The sequence below is a fragment of the Bacillota bacterium genome, assembly GCA_030705925.1.
GTDB lineage: Bacteria > Bacillota > Clostridia > Oscillospirales > Feifaniaceae > JAUZPM01.
Genome location: JAUZPM010000052.1, coordinates 1 through 15245, shown reverse-complemented (window position 1 = coordinate 15245; position 15245 = coordinate 1). Strand labels below are relative to the sequence as shown.

18 protein-coding genes and 1 riboswitch are annotated in these 15245 nt (G+C 41.1%); of the genes, 16 read left to right on the top strand and 2 right to left on the bottom strand.

The annotated features are described in order from the left end of the window. The 14 genes from Q8865_08495 to Q8865_08430 form a co-directional block, all read left to right on the top strand. Positions 1–650: hypothetical protein (locus tag Q8865_08495; GenBank protein ID MDP4153456.1), on the top strand; the 650-nt coding region annotated here is incomplete at its 5' end. An 11-nt stretch (positions 651–661) separates the two neighbouring features. Next, complete coding sequence (gene rsfS, locus Q8865_08490; protein MDP4153455.1) at positions 662–1021, top strand: ribosome silencing factor; 360 nt, start codon at positions 662–664, stop codon at positions 1019–1021. A gap of 27 nt (positions 1022–1048) precedes the next feature. Continuing rightward, the gene (gene leuS, locus Q8865_08485; GenBank protein ID MDP4153454.1) at positions 1049–3454 is read left to right on the top strand and encodes a leucine--tRNA ligase; all 2406 of its coding nucleotides are present in this window, start codon (positions 1049–1051) and stop codon (positions 3452–3454) included. A 293-nt stretch (positions 3455–3747) separates the two neighbouring features. Further along, positions 3748–4995: an ammonium transporter gene (locus Q8865_08480; GenBank protein MDP4153453.1), complete on the top strand. Its 1248-nt coding sequence runs from the start codon at positions 3748–3750 to the stop codon at positions 4993–4995. Positions 4996–5021: 26 nt separating this feature from the next. Continuing rightward, positions 5022–5360 (top strand): P-II family nitrogen regulator, encoded by a 339-nt coding sequence (locus tag Q8865_08475; protein MDP4153452.1) that lies wholly within the window; start codon positions 5022–5024, stop codon positions 5358–5360. A gap of 220 nt (positions 5361–5580) precedes the next feature. After that, positions 5581–5919 carry a P-II family nitrogen regulator gene (locus Q8865_08470; GenBank protein MDP4153451.1) on the top strand — a complete coding sequence of 113 codons (339 nt, stop codon included), beginning with the start codon at positions 5581–5583 and terminating at the stop codon, positions 5917–5919. A gap of 164 nt (positions 5920–6083) precedes the next feature. After that, complete coding sequence (rpsU, locus tag Q8865_08465; GenBank protein MDP4153450.1) at positions 6084–6260, top strand: 30S ribosomal protein S21; 177 nt, start codon at positions 6084–6086, stop codon at positions 6258–6260. 119 nt (positions 6261–6379) lie between these two features. Further along, on the top strand, positions 6380–6877 hold the full coding sequence (locus Q8865_08460) for a YqeG family HAD IIIA-type phosphatase (GenBank protein MDP4153449.1): 498 nt from the start codon (positions 6380–6382) through the stop codon (positions 6875–6877). After that, complete coding sequence (locus Q8865_08455) at positions 6878–7747, top strand: TIM barrel protein (protein ID MDP4153448.1); 870 nt, start codon at positions 6878–6880, stop codon at positions 7745–7747. After that, the gene (gene aroQ / locus Q8865_08450) at positions 7744–8184 is read left to right on the top strand and encodes a type II 3-dehydroquinate dehydratase (GenBank protein ID MDP4153447.1); all 441 of its coding nucleotides are present in this window, start codon (positions 7744–7746) and stop codon (positions 8182–8184) included. The genes Q8865_08455 and aroQ overlap by 4 nt, the downstream gene beginning before the upstream one ends. Then, entirely contained in the window at positions 8181–9239 is a 1059-nt protein-coding gene (locus Q8865_08445; protein MDP4153446.1) for an aminopeptidase P family protein, read from the top strand. Before aroQ ends, Q8865_08445 begins: the two co-directional genes overlap by 4 nt. A gap of 86 nt (positions 9240–9325) precedes the next feature. Then, positions 9326–9883, top strand: a complete 558-nt coding sequence (gene efp, locus Q8865_08440; protein MDP4153445.1) for an elongation factor P — start codon at positions 9326–9328, stop codon at positions 9881–9883. A gap of 12 nt (positions 9884–9895) precedes the next feature. Continuing rightward, positions 9896–10327 carry a hypothetical protein gene (locus Q8865_08435; GenBank protein ID MDP4153444.1) on the top strand — a complete coding sequence of 144 codons (432 nt, stop codon included), beginning with the start codon at positions 9896–9898 and terminating at the stop codon, positions 10325–10327. Positions 10328–10502: 175 nt separating this feature from the next. Next, positions 10503–10597: riboswitch (NiCo riboswitch) on the top strand. 112 nt (positions 10598–10709) lie between these two features. Further along, positions 10710–13247: a cation-translocating P-type ATPase gene (locus Q8865_08430; GenBank protein ID MDP4153443.1), complete on the top strand. Its 2538-nt coding sequence runs from the start codon at positions 10710–10712 to the stop codon at positions 13245–13247. A 92-nt stretch (positions 13248–13339) separates the two neighbouring features. On the opposite strand, the gene Q8865_08425 is transcribed toward Q8865_08430, so the two are convergent. Both Q8865_08425 and Q8865_08420 read right to left on the bottom strand, forming a co-directional pair. After that, entirely contained in the window at positions 13340–13744 is a 405-nt protein-coding gene (locus Q8865_08425; protein MDP4153442.1) for a hypothetical protein, read from the bottom strand. Positions 13745–13766: 22 nt separating this feature from the next. After that, positions 13767–14276, bottom strand: coding sequence for an LURP-one-related family protein (locus Q8865_08420; protein ID MDP4153441.1), 510 nt, complete (start codon positions 14274–14276; stop codon positions 13767–13769). Between the two features lie 189 nt (positions 14277–14465). Between Q8865_08420 and Q8865_08415 the strand changes: the two genes are divergently transcribed. Then, on the top strand, positions 14466–14624 hold the full coding sequence (locus Q8865_08415; protein MDP4153440.1) for a hypothetical protein: 159 nt from the start codon (positions 14466–14468) through the stop codon (positions 14622–14624). After that, positions 14621–15245: stalk domain-containing protein (locus Q8865_08410; GenBank protein MDP4153439.1), on the top strand; the 625-nt coding region annotated here is incomplete at its 3' end. The genes Q8865_08415 and Q8865_08410, both read left to right, overlap by 4 nt.

The following is a 15245-nucleotide window of genomic DNA, read 5'->3' as shown; positions in this document are numbered from 1 at the left end:
CTTATACCTATCAGCTTACATTATCGAACACTGACATCGTTGAGCTAGGAAGAGATGATAATGTTACTGTAAATACAAACGGGCAAGTTTTGACTGATGTTGAAAACAACAAGCTTCCTGCGGTAATGCACAGTTCAAAATCGTCGTCTTCATCATCATCTTCTTCAAAGAAGAGTACGACAACAAAAAAGAGTACTACTTCAAAAAGTGCGCCTTCTGTCAGCTCGTCTGAAAAAGCTGAGGATAAATCAGACGACAGTATAAATGATGCTGACGGGGCTGATGTTGAAAAGCCGTCAACGCAAACAACAGAAACACCGCAAACGCCAAAGACTGCTGAGAGTGCGCCGGCTGAAACATCAAAGCCAGCCGATTCTGCAGCTTCAGAAAAACCTATTATCGCAGTAAACTACTGCATAGATAGATTTAAAATAAACGGAATAGTAAGTTCCCTTGAAGATTTGGGTTACAAAGTAAAGTGTAATCCTATTTCTATAGATTTTGATTCTTCTTCTATAATTTTTTATAACAGAAAAGTTGATGCTTCAGCAGTAAAGGCGTTGCTTCCGAATGCTTCTGCAAAAAATGATACATCTGCTTCGTCTGACGTTGCTGCTGAGTTATTTGTTGGGAACGATTTTATTGCTTAAAGGAGACTAATATGGAACTATCAACACAGGAACTGACAAAAGAAATCGTGAATATTCTTGATTCTAAAAAGGCTGAAGATATTGAGGTGCTCCGGATTGGAGATATCAGTATACTTGCAGATTACTTTATATTATGTACCGGCAGTAGTAGTACTCATGTTAAAGCACTTGCTGATGAAGTCGAGTATAAGCTTTCGGAAATGGGTATAGAGCCGCATCATATTGAGGGTTACAGAGGCGCAAACTGGATACTGATGGATTATTCGGGAGTTGTCGTCCATATTTTATACAAAGAAGCACGTGAATTTTATAAAATTGAGCGTCTGTGGGCAGATGCTGAAAATATTGATGTGAGCAGTTTACTTGGTTAAGCGCACAGCTAAAGGGGACATATTAAAATGAGGTACGATTTTTCATCCATTGAAAAAAAGTGGCAGGACATCTGGGATAAAGAGCAGACTTTCCATGCACAGGATGACTTCACAAAGCCGAAATATTTCGCTCTTGTCGAATTTCCTTATCCGTCAGGTCAGGGGCTGCATGTGGGACATCCGCGTTCTTATACTGCTTTGGATATTGTGGCACGTAAGAAAAGACTAATGGGTTATAATGTCCTTTATCCAATGGGATGGGATGCTTTCGGTCTTCCAACTGAAAATTTCGCCATTAAAAACAAGATACATCCCACAAAGGTAACGGAACAGAATATCAATAAATTCAAGTCGCAATTAAGGGCGCTTGGCTTATCGTTCGACTGGTCTAGAGAAATCAACACCACAGATCCAAATTACTATAAATGGACGCAATGGATATTCGAGCAGCTTTTTAAACGTGGGCTTGCATATAAAAAAGAGATGGCTGTCAACTGGTGTACTTCCTGTAAGGTCGTTCTTGCAAATGAGGAAGTTGTCGGCGGTCACTGTGAACGGTGCGGTGCCGATGTTGTCCGTAAAGTTAAAAGCCAGTGGATGTTAAAGATTACAGCTTATGCAGAGAGACTTATAAACGATCTTGATGAGGTCAATTTTATAGATAGAGTTCGCACTCAGCAGATAAACTGGATAGGTAGGAGCACTGGCGCTGAGGTCAATTTTGAGACAACTGCCGGAACTCCGATCAAGGTTTATACAACAAGACCGGATACGTTATTCGGCGCAACATATATGGTCATTGCACCCGAACATCCGTTTATTGAAGAACATGCAAAGAAAATTTCAAACTTGTCTGATGTAAAGGCATACCAGGACGAAGCAGTCAGAAAATCTGATTTTGAGCGAACTGAACTCGTTAAGGATAAAACCGGCGTTGAAATAAAGGGCGTTAAAGCAATAAATCCGGTAAATGGAAACGAGATCCCGATATTTGTTTCCGATTATGTGCTTATGACCTACGGAACAGGGGCAATAATGGCTGTTCCTGCCCATGACACACGCGACTATGATTTCGCAAAGGCTTTTTCACTGCCGATCATTGAAGTTGTTAAGGGCGGAGATGTTACTAAAGAAGCTTTCACAGATTGTGAAACGGGCGTTATGGTTAACTCCGGCTTTTTAAGCGGGCTTTCTGTTGAAGACGCAAAGAAAAAGATCACTGAGTTTCTTGAGGAAAAGAAAATCGGCAAAGCTAAGGTTAATTATAAACTGCGCGACTGGGTTTTCTCGCGTCAGAGATACTGGGGTGAACCGATCCCTGTTGTACACTGTGATAAGTGCGGCTATGTGCTTGTTCCTGAGGAGGAATTGCCCTTAAAACTGCCTGATGTTGAGTCATATGAGCCTACTGACAATGGTGATTCACCGCTTGCAAAACTCACAGACTGGGTGCATACGACATGCCCTAAATGCGGAGGCCCTGCAGAGAGGGAAACCGACACGATGCCAAACTGGGCGGGTTCGTCATGGTATTACCTGCGTTATATTGACCCGACTAATGATAAGCAGCTTGCTGATCCTGAAAAACTCAAATATTGGCTCCCTGTAGACTGGTATAACGGTGGTATGGAGCATACGACGCTTCATCTGCTTTACTCTCGTTTCTGGCACAAATTCTTGTACGATATAGGTGTTGTGCCGACTAAGGAACCATATGCAAAAAGAACGTCTCATGGTATGATACTGGGTGAAAACGGCGAGAAAATGTCAAAATCCCGTGGAAATGTCGTCAACCCTGATGATATAGTTAACGAATACGGTGCTGATACGATGCGCCTTTATGAGATGTTTATTGGCGACTTCGAAAAATCAGCTCCGTGGTCATCCGCTAGCATCAAGGGATGCAGACGTTTTCTCGAGCGCGTTTGGGGTCTTCAGGACATTTTGACTGATGCAGAGGGCTATTCAAAAGAACTTGAAAGTTCTATGCATAAGCTTATCAAAAAGGTCGGAAGCGATATTGACAATTTGAAATATAATACCGCAATTGCGGCAATGATGTCTGTTTTGAATGAGATCTATGATAAGAACTCTATAACAAAAGATGAATTGAGAACGTTTCTACTTTTACTAAATCCTTTTGCGCCGCATATTACTGAAGAGTTATGGCAGGTTGCAGGATTTGACGGAATGCTTAATACACACAGCTGGCCGCAGTATGACGAATCCAAAACAGTTGATAAGACAATCGAAATTGCAGTTCAGGTTTGCGGAAAACTTAAGGGAACCACTGTCATATCTGTCGACTCATCAAAGGAAGATGTATTATCACTCATTTATGCCGATGAGCGCTTTAAGCCTTACTTTGAGGGAAAACAGACAGTGAAGGAGATTTATGTTCCCGGTAAACTTGTCAACATTGTTGTAAAGTAAATTTTTGATTTTTTTCAATAAAGTACTTGCGTATTATTTAAAAAACGTTTAAAATAACTTGTGTTAAATTTAAATATATATAAATACAGTGATGTATTTGGTAGCAAAGGCGCTGCCAATCTCTAATCAAGGGATTGGTGGCGCTTTTTTTGTTAAAATGTCAAAAAATAGAGTGGAGTTGAAGCGTTTAGGGCAAAAAATAAGCTTTTTTATTATGAGTATAGTATGAGTAAAGAGTATAGTGAGTCTAATATTATTGAATATTAGCATAGCAGATGAATGGGAGGATAAAAATGGATCAAATCAATCTTGGAGACTGTGCGTTTGTACTTGTGTCTACAGCATTAGTTTTCTTTATGACACCGGGACTTGCGCTTTTTTACGGCGGTATGGTGAAGAGGAAAAACGTCCTAAACACTATTATGGCCTGCTTTTTTGTGGCTGGACTTGGATCAGTTTTGTGGGTGCTGGTCGGGTATTCGCTTTCATTTGGAGGAAATTCCGCATTTTTAGGGAATTTTCAGTATTTTGCATTAAACGGAGTTGGCGATGCGCCTAATGCTGACTATGCGGCAACGATACCGCATTTGCTCTTTGCCGCTTTTCAGATGATGTTCGCAATTATTACTCCTACTCTTATCAGTGGCGCTTTGGCTGAGAGAATGAAATTTTCTTCGCTTTTCATATTTGCGGCACTATGGTCAATTATAGTTTATTATCCTCTTGTACATATGATCTGGGGGACAGGCGGCTTACTTAAAAATATCGGAGCTATCGATTTTGCCGGTGGCAATGTTGTGCATATAAGTTCCGGAATTTCCGGGCTTGTTGCCTGCATCATGCTTGGCCGCCGGAAAGGATACCCTGCGCTCTCAACCCATCCGCATAATATCCCCCTGGTGTTTATAGGTGCGGGTATTCTATGGTTCGGCTGGTTCGGGTTTAATGCCGGAAGCGCCCTTACATCAGGGCCTTTGGCAGTTCATGCGTTAATGACAACTAATACATCAGGAGCTACGGCGCTGCTTTCGTGGATGCTTGTTGAAAAAATCGTCCGCGGGAAACCGACTATGCTCGGAGCTGCGACCGGCGCGGTCGTAGGACTTGCAGCTGTAACACAAGGCGCCGGCTATGTTCCGATTTGGGCTGCATTTATTATAGGCGGGCTTGTAAGTCCGATATGCTACTTTGCAATGACAGTGATTAAATCAAAATTTGGTTATGATGACGCACTTGATGCTTTCGGCTGCCATGGCGTAGGAGGCATATGGGGCGGTATAGCAACAGGGCTTTTTGCAAATCACTCGGTAAACCCTGCAGTTAAATGGGATGGTCTTGTATTTGGAGATGCCAGACTGCTCGGTGCCCAGCTAATCAGTATCGTTGTTACGATAACACTGTCTGCTGTTGGAACATTTTTAATAATCAGCGTCATTAAATTATTTATGAAGATCAGAGTAGAAGGTTTGGAAGAGTCAGAAGGACTCGATTTAACCGAACACGGTGAAAATGCTTATCCGGCATTCACTGGCTTGGATTAATGTTTTGTAATAAGGAAGGTATGACTATGAAAAAGATCGATGCTATCATACGGCCAAATAAGCTTGAAGAGCTTAAATTAGCTCTTCAAGGTATCAATGTCAAAGGCATTACAATAAGTCAGGTGATGGGGTGCGGTAATCAGAAGGGATGGAAGGAGTTTTACCGCGGCAACAAAGTCATTATGAACGTTTTGCCTAAGATTAAAATTGAATTAGTAGTTAATGATGACAAGGTTAAAGAGACGATAGCTACGATTATCGAACATGCTCATACCGGCGAGGTTGGGGACGGTAAAATCTTTGTGAGTGATATATCTGATTGTGTTCGTATACGTACAGGGGAAAAAGGCGAAGCAGCACTTTAAAAAATACATATATAAGCTGTTGAAAAAACACTGCCAATCTTTTTATTGGGTTTGGCAGTGTTTTTTTACTAAACTGAACATATATAAAGCAAATACCGTGTATAATGGGTATGGATTAATTAAAAAAAAAGGTTTATAATAAATGCAAGTCGTACATAAAATACGGCAAACCGCTCGCCGCAAGAAGCGGACGCTCATAGTGCGGAAAAGGGAGAAGACTATGAAAAAAATCGATGCAATCATTCGCCCAAATAAACTTGAAGAAATAAAAGAAGCGCTTCATGAAATAAATATTAAGGGCATAACTGTAAGCCAGGTTATGGGATGCGGCAATCAAAAGGGATGGAAAGAATATTACCGCGGGACAGAGATTCAAATGAATTTTCTTCCGAAAGTTAAAATTGAACTTGTAGTTAGCGATGATAAAGTTGATGAGACAATTGATAAGATAGTAGCTAGTGCAAAAACCGGTGAAGTCGGAGACGGCAAGATTTTTGTGACTGATATTGCTGACTGCATACGTATAAGAACAGGCGAAAAGGGTAATGTTGCTTTATAATGTTTTTCTTAAAATTATATAAAAACATGCCAGTTAACAACTTAAAAATAACATAAATTGGAAAGCTATTGACAATGTACCTCTTTATCGTTTATAATAAGCATGTGTCATATTTTCACGGATGGAAAAATGACCCTGTGCTAATAGCGGAGGGAGGGATATAAATGTCGGAAATTAGAGTTAACGAAAATGAGTCTTTGGATAGCGCGCTGCGCCGTTTTAAAAGGCAGTGTGCAAAGTCCGGCGTGCTTTCTGAACTTAGAAAGAGAGAGCACTACGAAAAGCCCAGTGTAAAACGTAAGAAAAAGTCTGAGGCTGCTAGAAAACGTAAGTTCAAATAGAAAATGTACATTAGAGAGCGCGGTGTTTCCGCGCTCTTTTTTGCTACAAACGGGTATAAACCTTGTCTTATGGAAAAAATTATGATATACTCAAAAATATATACTGATGAGGTGAACGGATGGGACAGGGTTTGATGCCGGATTTTTTTCTGCCGGACATCTATAAAATAGATAAGGATTTTTTAAGGCAGAATAATATTGCCGGGCTTTTGCTTGATGTAGATAATACGCTCATTTCAAACACCGTTACCAATGCAGATGAAAAACTGTCCGCATGGGTAAGTGAACGAATAAAAGATGGGACAAAATTGTGCATTGTATCAAATGGGAAAGGTAAGCGTGTTAAAACGTTCAACGTATTCGAAATTCCCGCAGTCCATAATGCACATAAACCTGCAAGACACGGCTTTATAAAAGCTGCCGCTCTGCTTGAACTGAAAATAGAAGAGACTGCTGTTGTCGGCGATCAGATTTACACTGATATCCTTGGCGGAAACCATGCAGGATTTACTACGATACTCATAAGTCCTATAGATAAATTTGAAAATATGTTTATACGATTAAAAAGAGTGATGGAAAAGCCTATATTGAGAAGAATAAAAGAAAGGGATATATAGATGGCTCCTTTATTTGGGCCTGCCGGCAACGCAGAAAGCTTTTACGCGGCGGGTTTTACAAAAACAGCGGAAGCCCCGGCTTGGCTTAAAGGAATGGGACTTACCGCATATGAGTTTCAAAGCGGACATGGTGTTAAGCTCGGCGATGCGACTGCTGAACTTATTCGTAAAGAGGCAATCAAAAATAATATTGCGGTATCTATCCATGCCCCGTACTATATATCGCTTTCAAGTGTTGACGATGAAAAACGCTTAAATAGTATCAGGTATGTTGTAGAAAGTGCTGAGGCTGTTAAAAAAATGGGCGGCAGCCGTATTGTCGTGCACAGCGGGTCAGCAGGAAAAATGGATAGAAGAAAAGCTATTGCTCTTGCTAAGGATACAGTTTCTCTCATGATTGAAAAGCTGCATGAACTTAGACTTGATGACGTATTCGTATGTTTTGAGACAATGGGCAAAATCAATCAGCTTGGAACACTTGAAGAGGTTCTTGAACTTTGCACGATGCACGAGCGCTTTCTGCCTACGATTGATTTTGGACATATAAATGCGCGGACGCAGGGCAGTATAAAAACAAAAGCTGACTACGCTGGGATACTTGATATGGTCGGTGACTCACTTGGCAAGGATAGGCTTAAAGTATTTCACTGTCACTTTTCAAAGATCGAATATTCCGCTGGCGGAGAGAAAAAACACCTAACTTTTGAAGATACTGTCTACGGGCCTGAATTTTCACCGCTCGCGGAGCTTATATACGAGCGGAACTTAAGCCCAGTGATGATTTGCGAATCAAGCGGGACTCAGGCCGAGGATGCACTTGCAATGAAATCGATTTACGATACAGTAATAGCCAAAGAGGGAAACATATGAATATACTTGTGATCAATGGGCCTAATTTGAATCTGCTTGGTGAACGCGAACCTGGAATTTACGGCTCAAATTCGCTTGAATCGATCAACGAACATTTAACAAAATTCTGTGAAAATCAGAATATAAACGTGTCGTTTTACCAGTCAAATATCGAGGGGGAAATTATAAACCGCCTGCATGAAGCCCGCAAAGATTACGACGGCGTTGTTATTAACGCAGGAGCTTACACACACTACAGTATAGCGATTCGTGATGCGATTAAGGCTATCCGCATACCTGTTGTTGAGGTGCATCTATCGAATGTCCATGCAAGAGAAGAATTCAGAAAACATTCTGAGATCTCGCCGGTATGTGTAGGAACTATCAGCGGTTTCGGCGCTGTAAGTTATGAGCTTGGGATTACTGCTATTAAAAGGATTTTAGAGGAAAATAAATGAAACAGCATCTTGAAAGACTTATTAAGGCTTTTCCAAAGAATTTGGACGCCATACTGCTTACATCCCCGGTTAACCGCCTGTATGTAAGCGGCTTTGACGCAAGCGATGACATGATCCTTGTAACTCCTGAATCTTCTTATTTTCTTGCAGACGGCAGGTATATAGAGGAAGTCCGAAACAAGGTTCCGTTTATGACTTCTATTCTTGCGACAGATTTTTATGATACTTTAAGAGAACTAATCTCTAAACATAATATAAAGACTCTTGGCTTTGAAGACATGGAGATAACAGTTTTCCGTTATAATAGGTTGAAAAACGAACTTAATGTAGAACTTAATCCGATAGGTTCGCTTATGTTTGAACTGCGTAAACGTAAAACCCCCGATGAAGTAAGCAAAATGACATGGGCGCAGGCAATTGCCGACAGGGCATTTTCTTATATACTTAATATAATTAAGCCGGGTATGACAGAACGTGAAGTTATGCTTACACTTAGGGAATACTATGTACGGCAAGGTTCAGAAGGCGATTCTTTTGAGCCGATAGTCGTTTCTGGTAAAAATTCGTCTCTTCCACATGGATTGCCATCTGACAAGGTGATTGAAAGAGGAGATTTTATAACAATGGATTTTGGCTGCGTAGTACAGCATTATCGCAGCGATATGACGAGAACGATAGCCGTGGGGTATGCCACGGATGAGATGCGTAAGGTTTACGATATTGTGCTTGAAGCACAGAAAGCGGCGCTTTCCGGCATACATTCTGGTATGACTGGCGCAGAATGTGATAAAATAGCACGTGATATAATCGATAATGCCGGGTATAAGGATTGCTTTGGACACGGGCTTGGCCACTCAGTTGGACTGGAGATACACGAACCGCCGCGTTTCTCACCGAGAAGCACAGATATTATTGAGGCAGGAACGGTTATGACGGTAGAACCTGGCGTCTATTTTGAAGGCGCGTTCGGCGTTAGAATAGAAGATATGGTCTTAATGACGCAGAACGGGTGCGAAAATTTTACAAAATCTAAAAAAGAGCTCATTATACTGTAATACAAGAAAAATTTTCTTGAAAAAATAGAAAATTTACTATAAACTATTAAAGTAAATTATTATGAACATTTGGAGGAATAATAAATATGATTACTGCGGGCGATTTCAGAAACGGCGCAACATTTGAACTGGATGGAAACGTTGTTCAGGTTATTGAGTTCCAGCATGTTAAACCGGGAAAGGGCGCTGCTTTTGTAAGAACAAAATATAAAAATGTTATTACTGGAGGCGTGGTTGAAAGAAGTTTTAACCCGACTGAAAAATTTCCTATTGCTTATATAGAAAGAAAAGACATGGAATATCTTTATAACGATGGCGACTTATATTATTTCATGGATCTTGAAACTTATGAGAATATTCCGATAAATAAAGATAGCCTTGGTGATAACTTTAAATTCGTCAAAGAGAATATTGTCTGCAAAATTCTTTCATTTAAGGGAAATGTGTTCGGCGTTGAACCGCCGTTCTTTATTGAACTGCAAGTTACTCAAACCGATCCGGGATTCAAGGGAGACACGGCAACAGGCGCTTCAAAACCCGCAACTCTTGAAACAGGCGCTACTATTCGTGTCCCGCTTTTTATCAATGAAGGCGATATGATCCGTGTCGATACCAGAACCGGCGAATATATGGAAAGAGCATAAGGAGGATTGATTATGAATTTGAGTGAAAAAGTTTCCTATTTAAAAGGCTTAATGGAGGGTCTTGGCATAGATCCAAACAGCAAAGAGGGCAAGCTTTTTGCCGCTATAACTGACGTGCTTGGCGATGCTGCAGCATCTATAGAAGATCTCGATGATGAAGTTGCCGCACTGAACGAGCTTGTTGACGAAGTAGATGAAGACCTTGGTAACGTTGAAGAAGAGGTTTACGGCGCAGAAGAAGATTATGACGACGATGATGACGAAATATATTATGATGTAAAATGCCCTAAGTGCGGTGAGGTCATCGGTCTTGATGAGGAACTTGCCGAAGACGGCGAAGTAATATGCCCGACATGCGGAGAACACTTTGAATTTGATCTTCCTGATGAAGATGAATACTGTGACGATGGCTGCGATTGCGGACATAATCACGAAGAGGAATAATAAGATAAAATAAAATAGAGCTGGTATCAGTTAATGATGCCAGTTTTTTTATTTTAGCACTCTTTTAAATACTTATAAATTTTCTAATAGGTTAAAATATTTTTTATTTTGAAACTTGACATAATAAGTTGCATATATTATTATATAAACATCTCTTTGCACTGCATATTAATCTACAGTACAAACTGAGCAGGCGATGAACCGTAAAGGTTTGTGGGGCTGGGCCGTATAAAGGCAGCAGATGAGGGTTATTGCATCTGTGGGACAGTTACTTTGTTCCATAGGTGTATTTTTTTACACTTTTATAGGGACCAAATACTGGGTGAAATGAAGTGCCATAGAGCTATCTTTATTAAGCTTATTAAGCTGGGAGGTAACTTTTATGACCAGACAGAAAAATGAAATCCAAGGTCTTAGCACAGAACAGGCAAAAAAATTACAGGATCAGTATGGGAAAAATGAACTTACGCCGCAGAAAAAGCAAAGTTTTATTAAAAAGGTTTTTCACATAATCAGTGAACCTATGTTTATGTTATTGCTCATTGCGGCCATAATCTATTTTTTCTTGGGTGAGCCACGTGACGGCGCCATAATGCTGATTTTTGTAGTAGGCATTATCAGTATTGACGTTATCCAGGAGTGGAAAACGGATAAAACTTTAAGTGCACTGAAAGACTTGTCCGCACCCCATGTCACAGCACTGCGTGACGGCAAGGAAACGGTCATCCCGAGCGTCGATCTTGTGCCCGGCGATGTGATGATCATTTCGGAGGGGGTAAAAGTCCCCGCAGACGGCAAGGTTTTACTATTAAACGATCTTTGCGTTGACGAATCCTCTCTTACAGGTGAGTCTGAAGGTGTTTGGAAAACGCTTGCAGACAAAGCTGCCGAATCCGATTATTGGCGAAAAGACCATTGCTATGCAGGGACACTTGTAACACAGGGAAGCGGCTATATCCTTGTTGAAAAAATCGGTTCCGAAACCGAATACGGGAAAATTGGAAAAAATGTTGCGGCTGCGCCGGAAAGTCAGACACCGTTACAGACGCAGACCGGCAAACTGGTTAAATTATGTGCGGGGATTGCCGCGATACTTTTCGCTCTTGTAGTGGTTATTACTTACTTTAATATCCCCGAACATATATTCAAAGATAGAATAATCGAAAGTATCCTGTCCGGCATTACTCTTGCAATGGCTATGATACCCGAAGAGTTTCCAGTCATTCTCACGGTTTTCCTTTCGATGGGCGCATGGAGGCTTGCAAAGAAAAGATCACTTATCAGAAAGCTTCCTTCTGTTGAAACGCTGGGGGCGGTGTCTGTTCTTTGTGTAGATAAAACCGGCACAATCACAATGAATCAGATGACAGTGTGTGACACATGGTCGCCAAACGGAGACGAAAATGTGCTGACAGAAGTGATGGGGCTTGGATGTGAAACCGATGCGTATGACCCGATGGAACGGGCAATGCTTGAATACTGTGAAAAACTTGATATAAAACAAGATCACTTGTTTGGCGGTGAACTTTTAAAAGAATACGCTTTTACTAATGATCTGAAAATGATGGGTCATGTATGGCAGCACGACGGTGAGATTATAGTTGCGGCAAAAGGGTCTCCCGAACGTATTCTAACGATATGCGAAATGCAAGACGATGAAAGAAAGCATACTGAAGAAAAGATAAAAGAAATGTCCGGCAGAGGGCTGCGTGTTATCGCAGTAGGTGTTTTAAAACTTCAAAGTAAAGAGGAGATACCCGAAAAGTTAACAGACTGCAGACTGACTTTATGCGGACTTGTCGGGCTTGCTGACCCGCCAAGAGAATCGGTTAAGGAAGATATAAAACACTGTGTCAAAGCAGGTGTTCGCGTAGTAATGATAACTGGCGACAACGGAATAACAGCGAGCAGTATTGCAAGACAGATCGGCATGCCGAACAGTGACCATATCATTACGGGCGATGAGCTTAATAAAATGAGCGATGAAGAACTTCGAGGGCGTGTCAAGGATGTAAGCATATTTTCCCGAGTCATTCCAGAACACAAAATGCGCATCGTAAAAGCATTTAAAGATAATGGCGAAGTTGTCGCAATGACAGGCGACGGTGTAAACGATGCTCCGGCACTAAAATACGCAGATATCGGCATTGCAATGGGCAAGCGCGGTTCGGAAGTTTCGCGCGAGGCTGCCGATCTTATCTTGATGGACGACAATTTTTCAACGATAGTTGATACGATCAAAGACGGCAGAAGGATCTTTGACAATATAAGAAAAGCAATCGGCTATGTCTTCACGATTCACATTCCAATTGCATTTGCGTCACTTCTTGCACCTCTTTTAGGCATAAGCCCGGCTGGTCTTATGTTGCTCCCACTCCATGTCGTGCTGCTTGAGCTTATTATTGACCCGACATGCTCAGTTGTGCTTGAACGGCAGCCTGCGGAGAAAAATATCATGGACAGAAAACCCCGCCGCCGCAGTGAAAGTATACTTACTGCGAAAAGCCTTGCAAAAAGCATTATTCAGGGCATCGTCATATTTGCAGCATCATTCGGAACTTACTATACATTTTTAAACAATACAGAAAATGCGCCGCTTGCCCGTGCTATGGGGCTTTCAGTTATAATGCTTTCAAATCTGTTCTTAGTTTTAGTTAACAGCTCGGATCATGACTTTGCAGTGGATTCAATGAAGAGGCTCGTTAAGGATAAAGTGATGTGGATAGTTAATATCACAACGATCGCGGGATTATTTATTTTGTTATATACACCGCTTTGCGGATTCTTAAAGTTTGCGCCTCTTTCAGCAGTACAATTTTTAACTGTCATAGGGATATCAGTAGCTGCTGTATTCTGGTTTGAATTAATTAAACTTATTGAGCACTTTAAGGTAAAAAGAACGCTGATTAAAAAACAATAGTTAAGGATTAGCAAAAGAAAAATAAAGCTGTCAGACCGATATATGCTCGATCTGGCAGCTTTACTATACGTGGTCTTATATACTGTTTTATATTATTGTTCATCACCATCAACTATTTTCGCTTTTCCGTAATATTCGGTTAGTATTAACAGTAAGGCTGTTCCAGCAAGAATACCGTCGGCAATGCCGGCTGGAAGCATAAACGCCATAAGCGCAAGTGTGATGACGCAGTTTATGACAGACAGCACAAGTCCCCACATCCTGTTTTTAAAAAGCCCTATTGCGCCGATGATCCTGAGAATGCCGAAGATTCCTCCTATAAGCGCAATTAGACATAAATGATCCTGGAGATATGGCACGATAAATGAAAAGTATCTGTTGATGTCAGTATCATCGTTTGCGAAAAACAACAAAGGGACAAGCATAAGGCAGCCGCCAAGCTCCATAAAAGCACCGTGGAATATCATAAGAAGCGACGCAATTTTATACCTTTTCATTTTAAACCTCCGTTAACAAATTTTAAGATCCGCTGCCCGCCCCGGCGCCTGCCGCACCCGCGTTCTGAGACGCTTCAAGCACACAGTCAATCGCAAGCACGGTTGCAAGCACAAGAATCTCGTCAGCACCGTCAACGATATCGAGCTCGTAGCTGTCACCCCATGAAAACCACTTCTTTGTAATAGTGGCGACAGCTCCGACGCTGTTTTCAATAATATAATTATGCGCCCAAAAGTCGCCGCTTACACTCCAGTCCGTCCCTTCAAGCGTGTATTTTTGACTGAAAAAGGTAAACTCCTTTTTAACTACAACCCTTAGATTATCACCCATGTATACCTCGAATTTCGGCATCCATGTCAGCAGCTTTTGCTTTATGAACGCTACTTCCCGCTCAGTCATGTCGAACAAATGCAGTTTGTGCCCCCATGAGAAGATCTCGCCTTCACAATAATATCTGTCGTTTTCAAATTCGTCCTTGACCGTGAATTTGTCCGCCCATGAAAAAACCTTCTGCTTGATATACAATTTCAAGAAAAGTCCCCCTTAATATTATATCGAATCTTTAAGAAAATCTGCCTCTACTGGAAGAATATTTCCTTTAAATTTACTATAACACGTAACGCGTTTATTGTAAACATCGTTATATTTATTTAATATTGACAAATGCTCGAGTGCAGGGGTATCCTTAAATAGTAAATAATAGTAAAAGAGGACGCAAATATGAAAAGAGTGATTGCACTATTATTAGCTTCATTAATGCTGATTGGTATCGGTACGTTTGCCGCAAGCGCCGATGATGAACTGCAAATCATTGTTGATGGAAAAACGCTGACGTTTCCTGATGACAGCCGTATATTGATGAAAATGGGCGTACTATGATTCCTGTCGCGGTGTTTGCACAAAACATCGGCGCTGATAAGAATTGGGACGATGCAACCTCGACCGTCAAGCTTAAAAAAGATACTGTTACTGTTTTACTCACAACAGGCGATAACAAGCTTTATAAGAATGATAAAGCTGAAGAGATGGATACGACGGCTGTAATAAACGACGGCAGGATGTTCATTCCGGTGCGTTTTGCGGCAGAGGCATTTGATTATAAAGTCGACTTTAAAAATAGCACGATAACGCTTTCTTCAAACGGACTTAACAGCGCAAAGGATACGCTCGGACTGTCCTTAAAGCTTATGCCATATATGCCGAAAGATCAAAATTATATGATCTCGCCGATAAGCCTCAAACTTGCACTTGCTATGGCTGCGAATGCTGCTGACGGAGAAACAAAAAAACAGATGCTCGATACGCTTGGCATTTCTGATCTTTCGACTTATAACGATTACGCAGATAAACTTATAAAAAATTATGCCGGATCTTCAGACAGTGATATGACGATCGACATTGCCAATTCTATTTGGTTAAATGAGGATAAATTCAAAGATTACAGCGGCATGGCTTTTGCCGACCCATTTAAGAATATTGTCAAAACGTTTTTCCACGGTG

What these genes read in the sequence shown, in the direction of transcription:
- rsfS (MDP4153455.1), top strand. Translation starts at nt 662, where the DNA reads ATGGAACTATCAACACAGGAACTGACAAAAGAAATCGTGAATATTCTT.
- leuS (MDP4153454.1), top strand. Translation starts at nt 1,049, where the DNA reads ATGAGGTACGATTTTTCATCCATTGAAAAAAAGTGGCAGGACATCTGG.
- Q8865_08480 (MDP4153453.1), top strand. Translation starts at nt 3,748, where the DNA reads ATGGATCAAATCAATCTTGGAGACTGTGCGTTTGTACTTGTGTCTACA.
- Q8865_08475 (MDP4153452.1), top strand. Translation starts at nt 5,022, where the DNA reads ATGAAAAAGATCGATGCTATCATACGGCCAAATAAGCTTGAAGAGCTT.
- Q8865_08470 (MDP4153451.1), top strand. Translation starts at nt 5,581, where the DNA reads ATGAAAAAAATCGATGCAATCATTCGCCCAAATAAACTTGAAGAAATA.
- rpsU (MDP4153450.1), top strand. Translation starts at nt 6,084, where the DNA reads ATGTCGGAAATTAGAGTTAACGAAAATGAGTCTTTGGATAGCGCGCTG.
- Q8865_08460 (MDP4153449.1), top strand. Translation starts at nt 6,380, where the DNA reads ATGGGACAGGGTTTGATGCCGGATTTTTTTCTGCCGGACATCTATAAA.
- Q8865_08455 (MDP4153448.1), top strand. Translation starts at nt 6,878, where the DNA reads ATGGCTCCTTTATTTGGGCCTGCCGGCAACGCAGAAAGCTTTTACGCG.
- aroQ (MDP4153447.1), top strand. Translation starts at nt 7,744, where the DNA reads ATGAATATACTTGTGATCAATGGGCCTAATTTGAATCTGCTTGGTGAA.
- Q8865_08445 (MDP4153446.1), top strand. Translation starts at nt 8,181, where the DNA reads ATGAAACAGCATCTTGAAAGACTTATTAAGGCTTTTCCAAAGAATTTG.
- efp (MDP4153445.1), top strand. Translation starts at nt 9,326, where the DNA reads ATGATTACTGCGGGCGATTTCAGAAACGGCGCAACATTTGAACTGGAT.
- Q8865_08435 (MDP4153444.1), top strand. Translation starts at nt 9,896, where the DNA reads ATGAATTTGAGTGAAAAAGTTTCCTATTTAAAAGGCTTAATGGAGGGT.
- Q8865_08430 (MDP4153443.1), top strand. Translation starts at nt 10,710, where the DNA reads ATGACCAGACAGAAAAATGAAATCCAAGGTCTTAGCACAGAACAGGCA.
- Q8865_08425 (MDP4153442.1), bottom strand. Translation starts at nt 13,744, where the DNA reads ATGAAAAGGTATAAAATTGCGTCGCTTCTTATGATATTCCACGGTGCT.
- Q8865_08415 (MDP4153440.1), top strand. Translation starts at nt 14,466, where the DNA reads ATGAAAAGAGTGATTGCACTATTATTAGCTTCATTAATGCTGATTGGT.